Genomic DNA, 18,869 nt, shown 5'->3' with positions numbered 1-18,869 from the left:
GGCGGGTGAGATCAACTGCCGCGTGGGACGCGGGCGGCGTGCGAGACCGACGCCGACATCGTGGCTTGTGTCACAGCAGCCCTGACAGCGGCAGGACGCGCTCGGTGAGCCGTCCGCGCAGCCTTCCTCGGGCGGTGTCGGTTTCCGTGAGCCAGTCGGCGGCGACCAGCAGTCCGGTGTGCTCGGCGACCTGTTCAGGGGTCAGGGTGCAGAACGCGGCCACCTGGTCCAGGGGCAGCCCGTCGTCCTCAAGGCGTCCGAGGTGCCCGTCGGGGCGGGTGTGGGCGGCGGTGTACAGGGCCAGCAGCCGGGTTGCGGCACCCGCCTTCTTCTTGCGGATCTTCCGGTCGCCCACGACTTTCTGGGCCCAGCCGGAGATCCTCGCGCGGGTGGTCTTGCCGAAGTCGAACGGGCGGGGCTGTTCGGGCAGCAGCGCGGGGACGGTGATGGCGGCGGGGTCTTCGGGCCGGGACGCCAGCACCTCGGCCACGGTGGTGGGCAGGCGCAGCCAGTCGGACGCGAGCAGATGCTGAAGCACCCGCTCGGCATCGTCCTGGAGCCAGCCGGTGAGGTCCTGGCCGGTGACGTTCGCGATGCCGGCGCGCGCGGCCCGCAGGGTGAGCATGAACACCGCCAGGCGCACCTCGGCGTCGGGGTGCGGGGCGTGGGCGGCGGCGTGGTCCAGCACGGTACGGGCGTGCTCGGCCTGGTGCCGGGTCAGCAGCCGTTCCACCACCGGATGGTCGCCGCCCGCCGTGTCCCCGACGGGCAGGCCACCACGGTTGGCGTGCATCTCCAGGGTGGTCTGTACGGCGGCCTCCGCGCGCTGTGCCTCGTGGTGCAGGGAGCCGTCGCCGCTCACGTCGGCCCACAGGCGGAAGGCGCGGGCCTTGCGCTCGTGGAGCTCGGCCAGAAGGACGAGGTCGGGCTCGGCGCGCTGCTGGTAGGCGCGGAACGCGTCCCCGAGTTCGATGAGCTCGACCCGCAGGACGTCGGGCTCCAGGTCGTGCGGCACGAGCCGCTGCGCGATCTTCCCCGACCGCTTCGCCGCCCGCGACGTCCTGGCCGGTGAGGCGGCGCGGGCACGAGGAACCGACGCCGGTGTGGCGGCCGCGGAAGACGAGACGCCGGCCGTGGGGGAGGGGCCGTGGTCGGAGAACACCGCCGCCACGCCATCCGCCGCCACGCCGTCCGTGGCCACGCCGCCCGCCGGCTCCCGCTCCGCGGCAGCCGACTTCGCCGCCGCCTGGCCCGCCTCGGCCGGGGCGGTGTCCAGGACACGGCAGTCCGGAGTGGCGGCCGCGCACCGTGCGCACGTCTCCGCGATCCGCCACAGCCTTCCGGCACGGTCCGCGTACACCGTCAGGACCACCGGACCGCCGCACCGCACCGCCCCCGGCAACGGCCGCGCCCCGCCGCGCGGTCCGGCGACGGCGGCGGGGGTGTGCCACACGCAGTCGGCGGCTCGGCACGCGCACCACGCCTCGCCGCGCGGCCCGCCGCCCGCACGGATGCGCGCCAGGTGCAGGTTGATGTGTTCGACCGCGGCTCTGCGTCCCGCGCCGGCGCCGCCGGGAAAGCGCTGATCGGCGCAGACCGCGCGGGAGCAGGAGAGCCGCACCGATCCGGCGGAGGGGCGGCCCTGGGGATCCAGGCGCACTGTCCACACCCGCCCCGCGACGCGCTCCTGCTGCGTACCGGCTTTCACCACCATGTTGCGTCCTCACCACGTTGCTTGACCCGTTGCCCCGGGCGGTTCCCATCATGGGGGATGATGGCCGATCAATCCGGAAAACAGCACTACAGCCCGGCTTGCCCGTGTCGACCGCGCGCAGTTCGACGGCGGTGGCGCTACGGCGGCGGCGCCCCGTACTCGGGATGGGTGCCGAAGCCCTCGGGCTTCCGAGCGGCACGGCGGCCGGGCAGCGACTGTCCGTCAGCGCCTACCCGGCGGCCGACCGGGTGGCCGTACTCACGGTGCACGGACGTTCCGGAACCGTGGCAGCGCGGTCCGCTGCGCAAGGAGACGGGCCCGCTGCGCAGCTTCGCCGAGCGGCCCGGGACCCCTCTGGCGCCTTGTTTCCTCGACGGCGAGGGCCATTTCCTGCTGGCCGCCAACGGCACTGTGCAGACGTACGACGGCCCGACCGGTCTGCCCGGCCGCTGAGGACTTCCTCTCCCTACGTCGGGCGCACAGGCGGCCTCCGTCAGGCCAGGAGCGCGGTGGCGAGGGCGCCGGCGAGGTAGGCGGTGCCCAGCCCGGCGACGAGGCTGACGACCGCGTTGGCCGCGGCGAAGTACTTCGCGCCGGTCTCGGCCAGGTGCAGGCTCTCGAAGGAGAAGGTGGAGTAGGTGCTGAGCGTCGCGCACAGGCCGGGTCCGACCAGGTGCTGGAGCGCCTGGGGGACGGTGGCGGCGGTCGCGGCGCCGGTGAGGAAGCCGAGGCCGGCGCAGGCGGCGATGTTGACGCTGAAGGTGCCCCAGGGGAAGACGGTGTCATGGCGCGCCTGGACGGCTCGGTCGGTGAGGTAGCGCAGCGGGGCGCCGACGAGCGCCCCGGCGATCACCATCAGCCAGTTCACGACCGCCCCCGCTCCGCGGTCGCGTGCGGGCGGACGGCGAGCCGGGTGAGGGCGGCGGTGGCCCAGACCGCGGCGAAGGCGGCCAGCAGCGTGGCGGCCGCGTACAGCAGCCCGGTACCGGGACGGCCTGCGTCGAGGAGACGCTGGGTGTCGAGGGTGGCGGTGGAGAAGGTGGTGTAGCCGCCCAGGACTCCGGTGCCCAGGAAGGGACGGGTCAGGGGGTGGGCGGTGAAGCGTTCGGTGATCAGGACCATCAGGATGCCCATGGCGGCGCAGCCGGTGACGTTGATCCAGAACGTCGTCCAGGGGAAGGCCGTGGGGGCGGTCGGCCAGATCAGGCTGGCGCCGTAGCGGGCGCAGGCGCCGATGACGCCGCCGGCCGCGATGGCGGCGAGGACCTCGGCCTGGCGGCGCTTCGGGCCGGGTGCCTTCTCGGGCGGCCACGAGTCGACGGCGGTGTCCGGATCGGCGGGTTCGGCCTGCCGGTCGGTGGCGCGGGCGGTGTGTTCGGGGTGATCGGGCTGATCGGGGTGCACGCGTTCAGGCTCCTACCTGATCGTATCGGTCCGTGCGCGGGCGCGCGGAAGGGTCAGGTAGGGACCGTTGACGACCGGCGTGGTCGCGGTTGGGTACGGCGGGCCCCACCGCCGTGCAGCCGCCCGCACGGGTGGACACAGGGCCAGGCTACCGGTCGAGGTCGCGCGCCTGGTGGGTGAGGTGGCCGGGGATCGCCCCGGCCGGCGATCCCCGGGCCATTGCGGCCCGGCTGCCCGCCCGTGACCATGACCACGCCGAGGACGACGGCGGGCCGCAACCACGGCGGCGGGATCGCGGGTGCAGGCCCGCTCGGCGCGGGCGCTGCCGGGAACGCGAAGCTCCGCGACGGCGGTACCCATCACCAGTGCGGCCGCGGTCACGGCCGAAGGGTCAGGTGCGGGGCAGCGACGTATGGGGTGTGGCGTCTGGCGACGGCCGCCCGTCCGGTCCGCACGCCGTTGAAGGACGCGCGGGAGGATGGCCGGGGGCGGGCGAGGCGGCCGGGCTCGGCTGGGCTTTCCGAGCCTCACCGGAGGGGCGTGGTCAGGCGTCTTCGAGACGGGCGATCCTCGTGATGATGGCGTCGGCGATGCTTTCCTCGGGCCAGGGGAAAACGCGACTGACGGCCTGCTGCTGCGCGAGTCCGTGCAGGCAGAGCCAGAGGGTGACGGCGTCGAGCTGAGGGCTGGTGACCGATGACTGGCCTGCGGCGGCGCAGTCCGCGAGGGCGTCTGTGAGGATCTGCAGGGCCGTTGTGCCGAGACGGGTGAGGTCGTCCTCGGTCAGGGAGTTGTCACCCAGGGTCGGCATCCAGAGACCGCCGAACATCGTGCGGTAGCGCTCGGGATGGCTTTGCGCGTAGCCGAGGTAGGCGCGGCAGACGGCGTACAGCCTGTCCCGTGGGTCGTCCCCTGCTTCCTGGGCGACGGCGCGCAGGTGGGCTCCCAGTGCCGCGAACTCCCGCTGGACGACGGCCAGCATGATGGCCGGCTGGTCGGGGAAGTGCGGATAGATCGAAGGGGCCGCGATCCCGACCCTGCGGGCGACCGACCGCAGGGTGATCGCGCGCTCGTCGCCGGTCTCGTCCAGCAGTGCCGCGGCGGCGGAGACGATGTCCTCCCGCAGGCGGCCGCCTTCGCCGCGCCGGTTGCGCACGCGTGCCCGTGTCGGTGCGGCCGAGCTCGTTCCGTCGGTTTCGTTCATATACGTAACCTTACACAAGCAAGTTTATGAGCGTATCCCCGTGGCGCCCTTGCCGAACCGGAGCCAACACGCTTAACCTTACGGCTGTAAGTAGACGTCCGTAAGCATCGAGAGTTTCGTCAGGGGCACGCCATGACCAGCACTGCCAGCACCTCCGTCACCGAGATCGTCCTGCCCGGCAAGGTCGAGCCGGAGGGCCTGGAGCTGCGGATCCGCGATCTGCCGGCCCCCGCCGAGGACCAGGTCGTCCTGCGGATGGAGGCGACCGGTGTGTCGTTCGCCGAGCAGCAGATGCGCCGCGGTAAGTACTACGACCAGCCGCCGTTCCCCTTCGTGCTCGGCTACGACGTGGTCGGCACCGTGACGGCGGTCGGCCCGGCGGTGGACGCCGCACTCGTCGGACGCCGGTTCGCCTCGGTGACCAAGACCGGCGCGTGGGCCAGCCATCTCGTCGTCGACGCCGAGGACCTGATGCCCGTACCGGACGGAGTGGACGCGGCCGCCGCGGAGACCGTGGTCGTCAACGGCATCACCGCATGGCAGATGCTGCACCGCGTCGCCAGGGTCCCTACCGGCGGGACGATCGTGGTGCTGGGCGCCAACGGCGGTGTCGGCTCCACCCTCGTCCAACTGGCCCGCCACGCAGGGATCACCGTGATCGGCACCGCGTCACCGCGCCACCACGGCACCGTGCGCGAACTGGGCGCGGCCCCGGTCGACTACCGGGACCCGGACATGTACGACCGCGTCCGTGAACTCGCGCCGGACGGTGTGGACGCGGTGTTCGACCACGTCGGCGGCGAAGCGGTGGAGCAGTCGTGGCAGCTGCTGCGCCGGGGCGGAACGCTGGTCTCCTACGGCACGGCGGCCACCAAGGACGAGGAAGGCAGCTCACAGCTGCCGGTGCTGAAGCTGTTCGCGCGGCTCGCCGCCTGGAACGCCCTGCCCAACGGCAGGAGCGCGCACTTCTACAACTTCTGGGCCGGCAGGCGCCGTTGCCGGACCTCCTGGCAGCGGCGGATGACCGAGGACCTCACCCAGGTACTGCGCCTGGTGGCCGACGGCGTTCTCAGTCCGCAGATCGCCGCGAGGTTCCCGCTGACCGAAGCCGCCTCGGCCCTGGAACTCGCCGAGTCCCGCACCGTCGCCGGCAAGGTCGTCATCGTCCCGGAAGTGTGACACCGCGGGCGCGACCACGGACCGCCGCCACTACGACCGGCGAGTACGGGTACGGCCCGCCGGACACCGCCTCGCTCGCGCCGGCCCGGGTCCGGTTCTGCCCGGGCCGAGCAGTTCGCTGGGACGGCCGCCGAACTCGCATTGATCCGCCCGGGGGCATGAGCAGCACCCCGGCCGAGGCAGTGGACGCCACGTTCCTGATGTGCCACCGCCCGCGCGGCAACGTCAGGTGGCCAGGCCGTGGCGGTAGGCGTAGACGACGGCCTGGACGCGGTCTCGGAGCTGGAGCTTGGTGAGGATGCGGGAGACGAAGGTCTTGACGGTCTCCTGGCTGATGACGAGGGCCGCGGCGATCTCGCTGTTGGAGAGGCCGTCCGCGATGAGGCGGAGGACCTCCAGTTCGCGGGGGGTCAGCGGGATGTCGCGGGAGGTCTTCTCGGTGGGGCGGATACGGGCGGCGTAGCGGCCGACGAGCCGGCGTGTCACGTCGGGGTCGAGGAGGGCCGCGCCGGTGGCCACGGTCCGGATGCCGTGGAGCAGCCGGTCCGGGGGTGCGTCCTTGAGGAGGAAGCCGCTGGCACCGGCGCGCAGCGCCTCGTAGACGTATTCGTCCAGGTTGAACGTGGTCACCACGAGGACTTTGACGGGGTGCGGCACTCCGGCGCCGGCCAGCAGGCGGGTCGCTTCGAGGCCGTCGAGGACCGGCATACGGATGTCCATCACGACGACGTCCGGCTGTACCTTGTGGGCGAGTTCGACCCCGGTCTGCCCGTCTCCGCATTCGCCCGCCACCTCCATGTCGGGCTGGGCGTCGATGATGGTGACCAGGCCGGTGCGGACCAGCATCTGGTCGTCGCAGACCAGGACCCGGATCGGTGCGCTCACGAGGTGCTGCCGGCGGGGATGCGTGCCCGTACGGTGAAGCCGCCGTCCGTGCTGCTGCCGGCGCTGAAGTCGCCGCCCAGGACGTCGACACGTTCGCGCAGGCCGGCCAGGCCCCGCCCGCTGCCGACGGCAGCGGCGGTGCGTGAGCCGGTTCCGTCCGTACTGACCTCCACGGTGATCTCCCCTTCGCCGTGCCGTACCTCGACGGAAGTCCGGCTGCCGTGAGCGTACTTGAGGGCGTTGGTCAGTGCTTCCTGCACCACCCGGTAGGCGACGAGGTCGGCGCTGCCGGTCGATGCCGGTGGTGTGCCCTGCTCGGTGAAGTCCACCGGCTGTCCGGCCCGGCGGGTCTGCTCGACGAGGGTGAGGACCCGGCCGACGGCCGGTGTCCTGAGCTCCTTGGCCTCCGCCGTGCCGGTGCCGGTGCTCGTGCTGGTGCCGTGGTCGGGGTTGAGAAGGTCGAGCAGGTGGCGCAGGTCGGTGATGGCGCGGCGGCCGGTGTCGCTGACCGCGGTCAGGGACTGCTCGAGCCGCTCGGGTGCTGCGGTCAGGTAGCGGGCGGCTTCGGCCTGTACGACCATCGCGGTCACGTGGTGGGTCACCACGTCGTGCAGTTCCCGGGCGATCCGGGTGCGTTCGGCGGTACGGGTCTCCGCCGCGACGCGCTCGCGCCGTTCGGCCTCCGCGATACGGGTGGAACGCAGCCACGCCCCGGCTCCCCAGGCCAGGGCCAGCACCAGGTAGAACGTCACGAACTCCGCCGGTGTCTCGTCCCCCGAACCGAGCAGGGAGAGCGCGATCGCCAGCGGCACGTACGCCACGGAGAGAAGGACCACGATGGTGCGCCGGCGGTGTTCCAGATGGGACCCCGCGCTGATCAGCACGATGGGCAGTGCGGTGCCGGCGGCCGAGTGGTAGCCGCGCAGCTGGTCGAGGGCGAAGCCGCACGTCACCAGGGCGAGACTGACGACCGGCCACCGCCGGCGCACCGCGAGCGGAAGGCTTTCGAGCGCGAGGGCCACGACGGCCAGCGCGTCGAAGGGGCGGGTCGGCAGGTCCCCGACCTCCGTCCCGTGGCCGCGCAGTCCCGGCAGGAACGACGCGGCCAGGAACAGGATCCCGAGCGGAAGGTCGCGGACGGTGACGTCGAGCCGGCGCCACACCTGGCCCGCCCTCTGAAGGCTCATCACCGGGTGAGTGTAGCGAGGGCGTTGACCCGCTCGGCACGCCGCCGGGGAACGATGGTGCCGCGCCGGCGGGCCAGCCACAGGAAGGCGACCGTCAGCAGCGCACCGAACAGCATCGAGTACACACTGGCCTCCGGGCCGAACTCGCCGCCCGTGATCAGCTTGGCGCCCGACGTCGAGGCGTCCAGCAGTCCGTGCGTGTCGCCGTTGCCCGAGACCTCGGTGCCGAAGATGCCGGACTCCGCGAAGTTCCAGCCGAAGTGCAGGCCGATCGGCAGCCACAGGGAGCGGGTGGCGGCGTACGCGGCGGCGAGCATGCCGCCGGCCTCGATCGCGATGGCGACGGCACCCAGCAGGGTGGCGTCCTTGTTGAACAGATGGGCCGCGCCGAACACCACACCGGACAGCGCCAGCGCGATGTACGTGCCCAGACCTCGCTCCACGAGCCGGAAGAGCAGGCCACGGAACATCAGTTCCTCCGTGACGGCGGCGCCGGCCATGAAGCCGACCAGCCCGATCGCTCCGGTCAGCGAGCCGAAGCCGTGGACCTCGTAGTCCCCGAGGAAGTAGAGGTTCGCGATGACGCACCCGAACATCGCGACACCGATGACCAGGCCTCGGAAGAGCGACTCCTGCGCTCCCTCCCGGGCCAGCTCCGTGACCGGACGCCGCTCGGTGCGCCCCACGACCCACCGGTAGACGAACACCGAGAGCACGACCGTCAGGCCGCCCAGGAGGAGCGAGAGCCACGGGTTGCCCTGCACCGCGGTGACGCTCTGCCCGCCGACCGCGGCGACCGCGACCACGGCCAGGATCTGCCACACGATTTTCATGACGACTCTTTTCTTCGGTTCCGTTTCCGGTTCCTCGTCCGGTCCGCGGCAGGGGCGCCGCGGCTGAACCGAACGCTATGGAAACGGCGATCAGGAATCGTCACCTCACAGTGGACACCTGCACGTAGCTCTCACGGGGGACAGGCCCCCGCGCCCCCGGCCCCAGGACCAGAAGCCACCCCGCTTCGAGATGCCGAGTACCGAAGTGCGGGAGTTACCGTCATGGGGGATCGAGTTCGGGTCCGCGCAACCCACTTCGATACCCCGACGTCCAACTCCATGACGGACGGCAGCTGATCACCGGGAAAGCACATGCTGAAGAGAAACCAGACGACGGACGCGGCGAGGGAGAAGGACCGCGAGAAGTGGATGGCGCGTTTCCAGGTACGGCTGGCGATGCAGCCGGGTGTGGACCGGGCAGTCGTGCTCCAGGCGGTCAAGGAGGTCACGGCGCACTGCGCGGATACGGGAGAGCACCCGCAGACCGCCTTCGGCGACCCGGACGGCTACGCCGTGCAGGCCGCCGCGCGGCTGGTCCCGACGGACCGGGCGGAGCGCGCGAGGCGGCACAACGCCGTGGTGGACGCGCTCGACTCCGTACTGAAGAAGGCCGGGGACGTAGCCGGCCTGTGACCGGTCGAAGCGACTTCCGTCACGGCCTGGCACACGGGCCGTGACATGGCTTCTGTCTCCGCCGGCATTGCTGGACAGCTCAGCGACTGGCGGACCGACGGAGCCGGTGACACCGATCCTCCTTTGCTCGCTGCTGGTGACAGACAGCGCGCCGCCCCGGTGACGGCGATCGGGCCACCATGGTCGTCTGCCTCCTTCGTGGAGCTGCTCCAGCCGACTGCGGGAAAGCTCCTGCCGGAAGGATGGAGGGTTGACCCGGCGTCAAGGTCAAGCCCGCTCCGACTACGGCATCCAGAGCGCTGGCGTCGGCGCCGCGATGTCTTCGGTGCGATGGGTGGTTGCGGGGCTGAACCGGGCCTCGCGTGCGAGGTTCTCCTGGGTGAGGGCGCCGTCGGAATGCAGGCGTTCGCCGACCGGCAGGCGGGCCATGGTTCACGGGGCTTGGTGGCCGTCTTGGCGGTCTTGGTGCCGGGCCCGACAGCGACCTTTTCGTCGGTGCGGCGGGCTTGGAGAAGGGCGACGAGCCGCAGGGTTGCATCGACGAAAACCGGCCTGTGCGTGGCGGTTGGAAGACCCATTGCTGGACCGGTTGATGGCCCGGCCGGCCAGACATCTGGTCAACCTTGCCCGCCGTCCCCCGCGGTGGGCATACCCGAGGCGGCTCCTGGGCAGCCGCATGCCTCCCGTGGGGAGCCGGGAGGCGCGGCGGGCCCTGCCGTCCGGGGGAAGACGGCAGGGCCCGGCAACGGGCGCCGCCTGGGGGGGAGAGGGGCGGCCCGTGCGCACCACCATGCACCACAATCCAGCCACAGGAAAGATCACGGCCGGAATTGGCTGCTGTCAGTGCCGCCGTGGACTGAGGCTGGGCGCGGCGGCTGGAGTGTGGTTCTAGGTGTCCTTCGCCTCAGCCGTCTCACGGAAAGCGACGATCTCCGCGCCGTTGGATCTCGCCCACTCGGTCAGCCTCGTGATGGGCTCCTCGAGGGTGCGCCCGAGCTCGGTCAGGCTGTATTCCACGCGTGGTGGCGCTTCGGCGTAAACGCGCCGTTCGACGAGGCCGTTGTCCTGGAGGGCGCGCAACGTCTGCGTCAGCACTTTGCGCGAGACGCCTCCGATCAGCTCGACCAGCTCGCCGTGCCGCAAGGGACCGTCGCTCAGCGCGAAGAGCGTGACCACGGCCCACTTGCCGGAAATGATGTCGATGGCCAGGCGGGCGGGGCAGTCGGCGAGGAAGACGGTTCCGGGACGGAGGCTCACGCGCCGAAGGGTACCTTCAGGTACCTGTCGGCTGCCTAATGTTGAAGACATGCAGCGCACCGTCCCGACGGCCGCCGAGACCGAACTCGGCGTCCTCTCCCTCAGCGTCACAGTCCCGGGTGGCACCGGCTCGCGACGAGTCCTGGAGACGTACGTGTCCGACGTCGCACCCGCCCTGTGGAGCGAGTCCGGCTGAGCCGTCGGCCCGGCCGTCACCGTATTCGGGTGGTTCGTCCACCGTCCGTCCCGCACTCGCGTGCAGGCTCGGACGTGCGTCCGCGTGCCTGCCCCTTTCCCTTACCGCAGATCCACTCTCACCAAGAGGAAGCATCCATGTCCCACCCGACCACGTACGTCCTCGTCCACGGCGCCTGGCACGACGGGCAGTGCTGGAACCGCGTCGCCCCGCTGCTCACCGCTCGGGGCCACCGTGTCCTCGCGCCGTCCCTCACCGGCCACGGCGACAAGGCCCACCTGCTCGGCCCCGAGGTCGGACTCACCACCCACGTCGACGACATCGTCGGCCTCGTCCTCGACAATGGCCTGAGGGACGTCGTCCTCGTCGGCCACAGCTATGCCGGGATGGTCATCTCCAGCGTGGCGAACCGCATTCCCGAGCGCATCTCGCGCCTGGTGTACCTCGACGCCATGGTGCCGACGCACGGCGAGAACGCCATCGATGTCGTGCCGCTCACCCAGGCCCTGATCGACGGTGCCGCCGACACCGCCGAGCCGTGGCGCATTCCGCCGCTGCCGGAGCTCCCCGCGCCACTCGGCCTGTTCGGCGTCACCGACCCCCAGGACATCGCCTGGCTCCGGACCACGCTCGGGGATGAGTCGGCCCTCTGCTTCCAGCAGCCGGCCGAGATGGACAACCCCGCCCAGGCCGCGATCCCCCGGGTCCACATTCTCTGCGTCGGCAGCGAGCCGGAAGGTGTCACCCGGCGGCCCCTGCCGAAGACTCAGCCCAACGGCGAACCGTCCCGTGTCCACGAGCTGAAGACCGGCCACGACTCCATGATCACCATGCCCGTGGAGCTCAGCGCCCTGCTGCTCGACCTCGCCTGACCCGAGCCGCGCGGCACACGACCATCTTGCAAGCGCACAGGTGAAGGCCGACGGGCGCACACCCGGCAGCCGTCCTCGCGACGGTCGTCCTGCTGCCGTCGGCCCGGGTCAGGCCGGCGGGTAGCCGACGATGCTGTGGGTGGTGGCCGCGCTGTCGTCGGTCGTGTAGTAGTGGCTCGCCCGGCCGTCGAAACGGGCGCTGTCCCCGGCGCGCAGATCGTACGGCACCTCGTCGACGACGAGCGTCACCCGGCCGGCGACCACCATGACGTGCTCGACGGAGCCCGTGCCGTGCGAGCTGACCTGGCTCTGGGCGTGCGGGTGGAGCCGGGAGCGGTACACCTCGAAGCGGCTGTGGCCGTGCCCCTCGAAGAGCAGGTTGACGGCGGTCTCCCCGTCGGGTTCGACGAGTTCGTCGGCGCGCAGGATCTCGGGCTCCCGCAGCGAGCGGCGCAGCAGGTCGACAGGGTCGGTGTCGAGCACGGCGGCGATGCGCGACACGACGTCCAGGGTCGGGTTGGCCTCGCCGCGTTCGATCTGCGACAGCAGGGCCTTGCTGACGCCGGTCGCGGCGGACAGGTCGCGCAGGCTCCAACTACGCAGGAGCCGACGGCGGTTGATGTTCACCGACAGGGCGTCCCGCACCGGGTCGCCGACCGGTGCGGGACGGGTGGCGTCGCCCGCGGCCCGCCGCAGCGGCCGCGGGGCCGGCTGTGACGAGGCGGGTGTTGTCTCGTCCGGCTGGGTGGGAACGGCGGGGGTGAGCGGCACCTGTCCTCCTCGGCGGCTCCTGGTGGATCTGCGTCAGTCTAGGTGGTCGGGGCAGGGGTGTCGGGTGTGATGGGCAGGACCGGTCCGTCCGCCACGGGGGTGGCCGCGGCCCGCGTCGGATCGGGGAGCGAGTCCAGCATGCGACGGGTCCACGCGTGGCCGGGCCGGTCCAGCACGCGGGACACGGAGCCCTGTTCCACCAGCTCGCCGCGGTACATCACCGCGACCTCGTCGGCGATCTGCCGTACCACGCCCAGGTCGTGGGTGATGAAGAGCACCGCGAAGCCCTCGGCCCGCTGAAGTTCGGTGAGCAGGTTGAGCAGTTGGGCCTGCACCGACACGTCCAGCGCGGCCACGGCCTCGTCGCAGACCAGCAGCCGGGGCCGTACGGCCAACGCCCTGGCGATGGCGACGCGCTGGCGTTCGCCGCCGGACAGGCCCGCGGGCCGCCGGCGGGCGTGGGCGGTGGGCAGGCCGACCTGCGTCAGCAGTTCCTCGACCCGTGCGCGCAGACGCAGGCGGCGTTCCCGGCGCCTGCCGTCCGGGAGGCGGCCGGCCGCGGTGAGCGCCTCGGCGAGCGTGGCGCCCACGGTGCGCAGGGGATCGAGCGAGGAGAAGGGGTCCTGGAAGACGATCTGCGCGCGGGAGGCGAGCCGGGTGCGCCGTGCGCCGGCGGGCAGGCGGCCCGCGCTCAGGGACACGTCGCCGACGTCGACCTGCCCGGCGTCGAAGCTCTCCAGGCCCACGGCGATGCGGGCCAGCGTCGTCTTGCCCGACCCCGACTCCCCGACCAGCGCGGTGATCCTGCCGTCCGGCACGGTCAAGGTGACGTCGCGGACCGCCGGGTGCGGTTCACCGCTGCCTTGGAAGGTGCGGTGCACCCCGGTCATGCGCAGGGCGGGCGGGGCCTCGGGGGACGCCGTGGGTGGCGCGGGCGGGGTGTCGTGTGGCTCGGTTCGCAGAGCGTCGGGCTGGTCGGCGGCCGTCGCTGCGGCGGCCGCCTCCGCGCGGGCCCTCCCGGGCGTGCCGGTGGCGGCCGGCAGCAGGTGCTCGCCGAGCGCGGCGAGGCGCACGCAGGCGGACAGGCGCTGTTCCCCCTCGGCCTCACGGTCCGGCCGCGCGCGGGGCGGAACCCGCAGGCGCAGCGGTTCGGTACGGCACTCCGGTGCCGCGTGCGGGCAGCGGTCGGCGAACGGACAGCCCGCGCCGCGGCTGCCCGGCGGGGGTACGGAGCCGGGGAGCGCGGGCAGTCGTTCGTGGCGGGTGTGCACGGACGGCTCGGCGGCCAGGAGAGCCGCCGTGTACGGGTGCCGGGGCGCGCGCCGCAGGTCGGCCGCCGCTCCCTGTTCCAGTACCGATCCGGCGTACAGCACGTAGACGCGGTCGCAGGTGGAGAAGGCGACCGAGAGGTCGTGGGTGATGAGCAGCAGTCCCATGCCGCGCCGCCGCTGCAAGCCGCGCAGCAGGTCCAGCAGGGCCCGCTGGTTGGCCGCGTCGAGCGCGGTGGTCGGCTCGTCGGCGACCAGCAGGTCCGGGTCGCCCGCCAGGGCCGCTGCGGCGGCGACGCGCTGCCGCATGCCGCCCGACAGTTCGTGCGGATACCGGTCGGCGACCGCCGGTTCCAGTCCTACTTCGGCGAGCCGGCGTACCACTTCGGCGCGCCGGGTGGCCTGCCGAGCGCGGCGGCCGCGGGCGGCGGTGAGGGCGGGGTGGTCGTCGCGCAGTCCGTCGGCGATCTGGCGGCCGCAGGTCAACTGCGGGTGAAGCATGGTGAACGGGTCCTGAAGGAGCAGGGTGAGCCGACGGCCGCGCAGCGCGTGCCGTTCGCCGTCCGCCAGACCCAGGGCTTCCCGGCCGGCCAGCCGGACGCTGCCGCCGGTGACGGCGACGCCCTCGGGCAGCAGGCCGGCGACGGCGCGTACCAGGAGGGACTTGCCGCTGCCCGACTCTCCCACCACGCCGACACATTCACCCGGCGCCACGCGCAGGCCGACACCGTCGACGACCGTCGCGGACGCGGCGGCCCCGGTCGCGGTGATCCGCAGCCCGGTGACCTCCAGCAGGGGCAGCATGTCCGCGGCGGTGCCGGGGGCGGGGGCGGGAGTCGCGGTGCCGGAGGCGGTGCGGGGTGTGTCGGTCATCGGGACCTCCGGTCGGAGAAGACCTCGAACAGCCGGTCGCCGAGCAGGTTCAGCACCACCGCGGACACGATGACCGCGAGGGCGGGGGCGAGGGCGGCCGACGGGTTGTCGTAGAGCAGCGTGCGGTTCTCGGCGAGCATCCGCCCCCAGTCGGGGGCGCCGGGCGGCACGCCCAGGCCGAGGAAGGACAGCGAGGACAGCGCGACGATGGCGCCGGCGAAGTTGAGCATGGTGTTGGCCACGACGACCGGCAGCACGTTGGGCCAGACGTGCCGCACCATGACGGTCGCCGGCCGCAGGCCCAGACCGCGGGCGGCCTCGACGTAGCCGCGGTGGCGCTGTTCGAGGACAGCCGAGCGGACCAGCCGGATGTCACCCGGCGAGGTGAGGACCACGAGCACGCCGACGGCGAGGGCGTACCCGCCGCCGCCGATGCCCGCCACCACGATGGTCACCAGCAGGGCCGGCAGGGCGAGCAGCAGGTCGGCCAGGCGGCGGACCACGGTGTCGGTGAGGCCGCCGAGATAGCCGGCTGCCACTCCCAGGACGTTGCCGATCAGCATGGACCCGAGGGCGACGAGAGCGGCGCCGGCCAGGGTGCTGCGCGCGCCGGCCACCAGCATCCGCAGGACGTCCCGCCCGAGTTCGTCGGTGCCGAGCGGATGGCCGGCCCCGGGCATCGCGGCGGTCGACAGCAGGTCCTGCCGGTCCCAGTCGGGGAACACCCACTGGCCCGCGACGGCCGCTACCAGCAGCAGCGCACCGATCGCCGCGCAGACCGCGTTCAGGACGCCGGCGCCGCGCCGCCTCCGGGTTCCGCGCGGCGGTACGGGCGTCCGGGATGTGTCGGTGGTCATGCCTGCCCCTTCGCTGTGCCGGCCGGAGCCGCGGAGGCGCGGGCACGCCGGGGGAGGGCCGTGCGCAGCCTGGGGTCGGTCAGGGGGTGCGTGAGGTCGGTGACCAGGCCGGCCAGACAGATCAGCCCCGCGATCAGCAGCGCCTCCGCCTGCACGACGGGGACGTCCTTGAAGGTGACCGACTGCACGAGGAGCTGCCCCAGCCCGGGCAGGGCGAAGACCTGCTCGACCATCACGGTGCCGGCCAGCAGGTAGGCCAGGACCAGGCCGATGCCGGTGGTGACCGGCACGGCGGTGCCCCGCAACACGTACCGGCGCAGCACGGTGCGCCGGGGAACACCTCGGGCCAGGGCGAAGGTGACGTGCTCGCGGGCGAGTTCGCGCACCACGGCGGCACGCGTCAGTTTGATCAGCACCGCGGTCACGGCCAGGCCGAGGGTGAGGCCGGGCAGCACCAGGTGCAGCAGCCGGTCGCCGCCGCCGGTGCCGGGCCCGTAGGCGGGAAGCCAGCCCAGCATCAGGGAGAAGACGTAGATGAGCAGCAGGCCGCCGGCGAAGGCGGGGGTGGACAGGGCCAGTACGCCGAGGCTCTGGACGGCGCGGTCGAGCGCGCCGCGTGCCCGCAGTCCGGCCAGGACGCCCAGCGGGACCCCGAGGAGCAGCGCCACCGCGAAGCCGGTCAGGACGAGTTGGCAGGTGAGCGCCAGCCGGCCGCCCAGGGCCGCGGAGACCGCCTCGCCGGTCCGGATGGAGGTGCCGAGGTCGCCTCGGCAGGCGTCGGCCAGCCACCGGACGTACTGCAGGGCGAGGGGATCGTCGAGGTGGTGGGCGGCGCGTACCGAGGCCAGGGCGTCGGGTGTGGCGCCGCGGGTGCCGAGGAGGGTGCGTGCGGGGTCTCCGGGGGCGAGCCGCAGCAGCGCGAACACGGCGACGGAGAGCACGAGCAGCAGCCCGGCGGTGCCGGCCAGGCGGCGCAGTACGTAGCGGGCGGGCAGGGCGGTGCGCAGTCGGGTGTGCCACGCCGGCGGTGGCGGCACGGCGCCCTGATGCGGGCTCGGGTCGGTCACGGTGCTTCCTTCGGGGTGGAGGCGCCCGGCTGCGGGGGATCGGTGTGGGGGTGGTCGTCCGGTTCTTCGGTTGGGGTGGAGGCGCCCGGCTGCGGGGGACCGGTGTGGGGGTGGTCGTCCGGTTCTTCGGTTGGGGTGGAGGCGCCCGGCTGCGGGGGACCGGTGAGGGGGCGGTCGTCCGGTTCTTCGGTTGGGGTGGAGGCGCCCGGTCGCGGGGGATCGGTGGGCGGGCGGTCGTCCGGTTCTTCGGTGGCGTACGTCCGCGCCGCCTCGGGGGTGACGTGCCGGGTGAGCCATGCCGCGGCGCGGGTGGCGGCGTCCAGCAGGTGGTCCGGACGGGTGAACTCGTGGCCCTCGCCCGGGTACAGGTGCAGCTCCACCGGCGCCGTCGCGCGCCGGGCCAGGGCCCGGTACAGCTCCTGCGCCTGGCCGGCCGGGGTGACGCGGTCCTGCTCGCCGTGCAGGACGAGGGTGGGGGTGCCGGTGCCGCCGTCGGCGAAGACGGGGGAGCGCGCGAGCAGGGCGGCGCGGCCCTCGGCGGTGGCGGCGTCGCCGATGCCGTAGGTCCGCTCGTAGCCGCCTCCGATCACGGAGGTGTGGGTGAAGCTGAGCCAGTCGGTGGGCGCGGAGACCACGACCGCGGCACGGAAGGCGTCGGTGCGGGCGGCGGCGAGAGCGGCGAGGAAGCCGCCGTAGCTGTGGCCGAGGACCGCGGCACGGCCGGGCAGGGCCGCGCCGTGCGCGGTGAGGTGGGCGACGCCGGTGAGGACGTCGTCGAGGTCGCCCCCTCCTACGTCGCCGACCACGGCGCGGGCGTGGTCCAGGCCGTAGCCGCTGCTGCCGCGGGGGTTGGGCAGCAGGACGAGCCATCCGGCGGCGGCCAGCGCGGGACCCAGCCCGAGCACGTCGGCGGGCGCGTGGGCGGCGGACCACTGCCAGGAGGGGCCGCCGTGCAGCACCACGGCCAACGGGCGTGGACGCGGTGGGAGTGGCGGTGGCGGTGGCGGTGGCGGTGGCGGTGGCGGTGGCGTCGGAGCCTCGCGGTCCTCGGAGCGCGGGCCGCAGGGGGAGGGCACATCGGGTGCGGGTACGGCGGGTGCGGGTACGGCGGGTGCGGGCACGGTGGGGGCGTCGAGCAGCAGGCCGTGGACGGTGCGGCCGTCGGACGCGGTCCACGAGGTGGGGCGGGTGCGGACGCCCGCGAGGTCGAGGTGGCCGCCGTGTGCGCGGGGCGCGGCGGCCGGGTCGGGGGCGGTGACCGGGCGCCAGGCCCAGGCGTGCGGCCCGTGGGTGGGCGCGACCACGGCCTGCGGTGGCTCCCCGGGCGCCTCCCGGACGGTCGCGGCGGTCCGGCCGTCCGCGCTCAGGGTGAGAGCCGGCTGGAACCCGGCGCCGGTGAGGACCGCCTGCTCCTCGCGGAGTACGGTGACCTCGGCGCCGCCGGGTGCGGTCCGGTCGAGGCGGACGGCGGCGAGCCGGCTCCCGGTGCCGCTCCAGCCGGCGGTGAGCAGCCGGGCCGGATCCCGTGGGTCGGGCAGCAGCCAGGTGACGTCCTCGACCGCGCTCGTGGTGGTCACGGTGCCGTCCGCGAGGTCCACGGCGACCGGACGGCCGGCCACGATGGAGATGCCCTCGGCGACGACGGCCCTGCGCCCGTCCGGGGCGAGCGCCGGTGCGGCGAGCTGCCCTTCTGGCCGGTGGAGCACCCTGGTGCTCCCGTCGGTGAGGTCGACGCGGGCCAGCCACGCGGTGTAGTAACCAGCGGGTAGCGGATCCTCGGAGACGGTGGCCACGGCGGTCCGGCCGCCGCGCCAGGCCGCGTTCCAGACCGTCAGGTTCGGCGGTCCGGCGTCGCGCAGGGCGACCGGTCCGGCGGGCCGGGGCCCGGCCGGTGTCCCGGCAGGCGGGAGCAGCGCGTGCAGCAGGCGGCGCCGGCCGGTGCCGGGGCGGTGGGAGTCGGGGTCGGGCGCCGCGCCCAGCCGGACGGGCAGCCCCAGGTTCATGCCGTCGCGTTCGGCCCCGTCGTCCGCCACCAGCAGCAGGATCTCCGAGCCGTCGGCGGCGACGAGCACGTCCTCCACGGCGCCCGGGACGGACGCCAGGTCGCGGCGGACACCGGTGCGCGTGTCCCAGGCGGTCAGCACCGGGAGGCCGGCGCCGTCCGGTTCCCCCGCGTCCCTCATCTCCTCCGTCTCCCTTATGAGCAGGAGCGTTCGGGAGTCCGGCAGCCAGCGCGGCGTGTGGCAGGCGCCGGTGACGGCGGGTATGGCCACCGCCGGGCCGTGCGCCGGGGCGAGGACGACGTCGGTGCCGTGCGGTCCGGTCACGGTGACCGCCACCTGGCGTCCGTCGGGGCTGATCCGGGCCTCCAGCGGCGCCGTCAGGTCGGACATGGCCCGCCTGACCCGGCGGACCGCCGCGACCGGATCCCGGCCGGGGCCGGGCGACGGGGTGGGACTGGGCATGCTGATTCCGTTCGTGCTGAGGCCGGGCCCGGCCCGGGCCGGCGCGCGTGGGCTGTGGGCCGGCGAGGTGGGGCTGACCGGGACCGGTCGGGGCCGGCCGTCGGGGCGGAGGCTGCCGGGGCCGGGACTGTCGGTGGGGGGGCGTGCCGGGGGCGGGACTGCGGGTGGGGGCGTGCTGGGGCGGGGACTGCGGGTGGGGAGTGC

Annotated in this window: 17 protein-coding genes; 4 read left to right on the top strand and 13 right to left on the bottom strand. The window is 73.6% G+C overall.

Annotated features, from left to right (window positions below):
* Positions 1-70: 70 nt before the first annotated feature.
* The 4 genes from ACFYWQ_RS21580 to ACFYWQ_RS21565 all read right to left on the bottom strand — a co-directional run bounded on the left by ACFYWQ_RS21580 (position 71) and on the right by ACFYWQ_RS21565 (position 4,322).
* The gene (locus ACFYWQ_RS21580; RefSeq protein WP_389518471.1) at positions 71-1,714 is read right to left on the bottom strand and encodes a hypothetical protein; all 1,644 of its coding nucleotides are present in this window, start codon (positions 1,712-1,714) and stop codon (positions 71-73) included.
* Between the two features lie 493 nt (positions 1,715-2,207).
* Positions 2,208-2,582, bottom strand: a complete 375-nt coding sequence (locus tag ACFYWQ_RS21575; RefSeq protein WP_389518470.1) for a fluoride efflux transporter FluC — start codon at positions 2,580-2,582, stop codon at positions 2,208-2,210.
* The gene (locus ACFYWQ_RS21570) at positions 2,579-3,118 is read right to left on the bottom strand and encodes a fluoride efflux transporter FluC (protein WP_389518469.1); all 540 of its coding nucleotides are present in this window, start codon (positions 3,116-3,118) and stop codon (positions 2,579-2,581) included. The genes ACFYWQ_RS21575 and ACFYWQ_RS21570 overlap by 4 nt, the downstream gene beginning before the upstream one ends.
* Positions 3,119-3,662: 544 nt before the next feature.
* Entirely contained in the window at positions 3,663-4,322 is a 660-nt protein-coding gene (locus ACFYWQ_RS21565) for a TetR/AcrR family transcriptional regulator (protein WP_389518468.1), read from the bottom strand.
* Between the two features lie 132 nt (positions 4,323-4,454).
* On the opposite strand from ACFYWQ_RS21565, the gene ACFYWQ_RS21560 reads away from it, so the two are divergent.
* Positions 4,455-5,501, top strand: a complete 1,047-nt coding sequence (locus ACFYWQ_RS21560) for a medium chain dehydrogenase/reductase family protein (RefSeq protein ID WP_389518467.1) — start codon at positions 4,455-4,457, stop codon at positions 5,499-5,501.
* 225 nt (positions 5,502-5,726) lie between these two features.
* Here ACFYWQ_RS21560 and ACFYWQ_RS21555 read toward each other — a convergent pair whose 3' ends face one another.
* From ACFYWQ_RS21555 to ACFYWQ_RS21545, 3 genes are read right to left on the bottom strand one after another with little or no spacing between them, the layout of a single operon-like run.
* On the bottom strand, positions 5,727-6,386 hold the full coding sequence (locus tag ACFYWQ_RS21555; RefSeq protein WP_389518466.1) for a response regulator: 660 nt from the start codon (positions 6,384-6,386) through the stop codon (positions 5,727-5,729).
* On the bottom strand, positions 6,383-7,576 hold the full coding sequence (locus tag ACFYWQ_RS21550) for a sensor histidine kinase (RefSeq protein ID WP_389518465.1): 1,194 nt from the start codon (positions 7,574-7,576) through the stop codon (positions 6,383-6,385). Before ACFYWQ_RS21550 ends, ACFYWQ_RS21555 begins: the two co-directional genes overlap by 4 nt.
* Positions 7,573-8,406 carry a CPBP family intramembrane glutamic endopeptidase gene (locus ACFYWQ_RS21545; RefSeq protein ID WP_389518464.1) on the bottom strand — a complete coding sequence of 278 codons (834 nt, stop codon included), beginning with the start codon at positions 8,404-8,406 and terminating at the stop codon, positions 7,573-7,575. The genes ACFYWQ_RS21550 and ACFYWQ_RS21545 overlap by 4 nt, the downstream gene beginning before the upstream one ends.
* 312 nt (positions 8,407-8,718) lie before the next feature.
* Between ACFYWQ_RS21545 and ACFYWQ_RS21540 the strand changes: the two genes are divergently transcribed.
* Positions 8,719-9,039, top strand: coding sequence for a hypothetical protein (locus tag ACFYWQ_RS21540; RefSeq protein WP_389518463.1), 321 nt, complete (start codon positions 8,719-8,721; stop codon positions 9,037-9,039).
* 888 nt (positions 9,040-9,927) lie between these two features.
* Here ACFYWQ_RS21540 and ACFYWQ_RS21535 read toward each other — a convergent pair.
* Positions 9,928-10,347 carry a winged helix-turn-helix transcriptional regulator gene (locus tag ACFYWQ_RS21535; RefSeq protein ID WP_389518462.1) on the bottom strand — a complete coding sequence of 140 codons (420 nt, stop codon included), beginning with the start codon at positions 10,345-10,347 and terminating at the stop codon, positions 9,928-9,930.
* Here ACFYWQ_RS21535 and ACFYWQ_RS21530 point away from each other — a divergent pair.
* Entirely contained in the window at positions 10,346-10,492 is a 147-nt protein-coding gene (locus ACFYWQ_RS21530) for a hypothetical protein (protein WP_389518461.1), read from the top strand. The two genes, ACFYWQ_RS21535 and ACFYWQ_RS21530, sit on opposite strands and share 2 nt — an antisense overlap.
* Positions 10,493-10,629: 137 nt before the next feature.
* Positions 10,630-11,364, top strand: a complete 735-nt coding sequence (locus ACFYWQ_RS21525) for an alpha/beta fold hydrolase (protein ID WP_389518460.1) — start codon at positions 10,630-10,632, stop codon at positions 11,362-11,364.
* Between the two features lie 108 nt (positions 11,365-11,472).
* On the opposite strand, the gene ACFYWQ_RS21520 is transcribed toward ACFYWQ_RS21525, so the two are convergent.
* Genes ACFYWQ_RS21520 through ACFYWQ_RS21500 form a run of 5 tightly spaced genes read right to left on the bottom strand, consistent with a single transcriptional unit; the run spans position 11,473 to position 18,665 of the window.
* Positions 11,473-12,135, bottom strand: coding sequence for a helix-turn-helix domain-containing protein (locus tag ACFYWQ_RS21520; protein ID WP_389518459.1), 663 nt, complete (start codon positions 12,133-12,135; stop codon positions 11,473-11,475).
* Positions 12,136-12,173: 38 nt separating this feature from the next.
* Positions 12,174-14,276, bottom strand: a complete 2,103-nt coding sequence (locus ACFYWQ_RS21515; protein ID WP_389518458.1) for an ABC transporter ATP-binding protein — start codon at positions 14,274-14,276, stop codon at positions 12,174-12,176.
* Complete coding sequence (locus ACFYWQ_RS21510; RefSeq protein WP_389518457.1) at positions 14,273-15,133, bottom strand: ABC transporter permease; 861 nt, start codon at positions 15,131-15,133, stop codon at positions 14,273-14,275. Before ACFYWQ_RS21510 ends, ACFYWQ_RS21515 begins: the two co-directional genes overlap by 4 nt.
* Positions 15,130-16,200, bottom strand: a complete 1,071-nt coding sequence (locus tag ACFYWQ_RS21505; protein WP_389518456.1) for an ABC transporter permease — start codon at positions 16,198-16,200, stop codon at positions 15,130-15,132. The genes ACFYWQ_RS21510 and ACFYWQ_RS21505 overlap by 4 nt, the downstream gene beginning before the upstream one ends.
* A complete protein-coding gene (locus tag ACFYWQ_RS21500) occupies positions 16,197-18,665 on the bottom strand; it encodes an alpha/beta fold hydrolase (RefSeq protein ID WP_389518455.1) in 2,469 nt (822 codons plus the stop codon). Before ACFYWQ_RS21500 ends, ACFYWQ_RS21505 begins: the two co-directional genes overlap by 4 nt.
* Positions 18,666-18,869: the final 204 nt, after the last annotated feature.

The sequence above is a fragment of the Streptomyces sp. NPDC003247 genome, from assembly GCF_042888135.1.
Lineage (GTDB): Bacteria > Actinomycetota > Actinomycetes > Streptomycetales > Streptomycetaceae > Streptomyces.
Note: the sequence above shows the minus strand (reverse complement) of the source record. Positions and strands in the feature narration are given on the sequence as shown.

Bases quoted from the DNA above. Each gene is read 5' to 3' on its own strand.
- ACFYWQ_RS21565 (WP_389518468.1), bottom strand. From the start codon at position 4,322: ATGAACGAAACCGACGGAACGAGCTCGGCCGCACCGACACGGGCACGC.
- ACFYWQ_RS21500 (WP_389518455.1), bottom strand. From the start codon at position 18,665: ATGCCCAGTCCCACCCCGTCGCCCGGCCCCGGCCGGGATCCGGTCGCG.
- ACFYWQ_RS21530 (WP_389518461.1), top strand. From the start codon at position 10,346: ATGCAGCGCACCGTCCCGACGGCCGCCGAGACCGAACTCGGCGTCCTC.
- ACFYWQ_RS21560 (WP_389518467.1), top strand. From the start codon at position 4,455: ATGACCAGCACTGCCAGCACCTCCGTCACCGAGATCGTCCTGCCCGGC.
- ACFYWQ_RS21540 (WP_389518463.1), top strand. From the start codon at position 8,719: ATGCTGAAGAGAAACCAGACGACGGACGCGGCGAGGGAGAAGGACCGC.
- ACFYWQ_RS21545 (WP_389518464.1), bottom strand. From the start codon at position 8,406: ATGAAAATCGTGTGGCAGATCCTGGCCGTGGTCGCGGTCGCCGCGGTC.
- ACFYWQ_RS21525 (WP_389518460.1), top strand. From the start codon at position 10,630: ATGTCCCACCCGACCACGTACGTCCTCGTCCACGGCGCCTGGCACGAC.
- ACFYWQ_RS21580 (WP_389518471.1), bottom strand. From the start codon at position 1,714: ATGGTGGTGAAAGCCGGTACGCAGCAGGAGCGCGTCGCGGGGCGGGTG.
- ACFYWQ_RS21535 (WP_389518462.1), bottom strand. From the start codon at position 10,347: ATGTCTTCAACATTAGGCAGCCGACAGGTACCTGAAGGTACCCTTCGG.
- ACFYWQ_RS21510 (WP_389518457.1), bottom strand. From the start codon at position 15,133: ATGACCACCGACACATCCCGGACGCCCGTACCGCCGCGCGGAACCCGG.
- ACFYWQ_RS21515 (WP_389518458.1), bottom strand. From the start codon at position 14,276: ATGACCGACACACCCCGCACCGCCTCCGGCACCGCGACTCCCGCCCCC.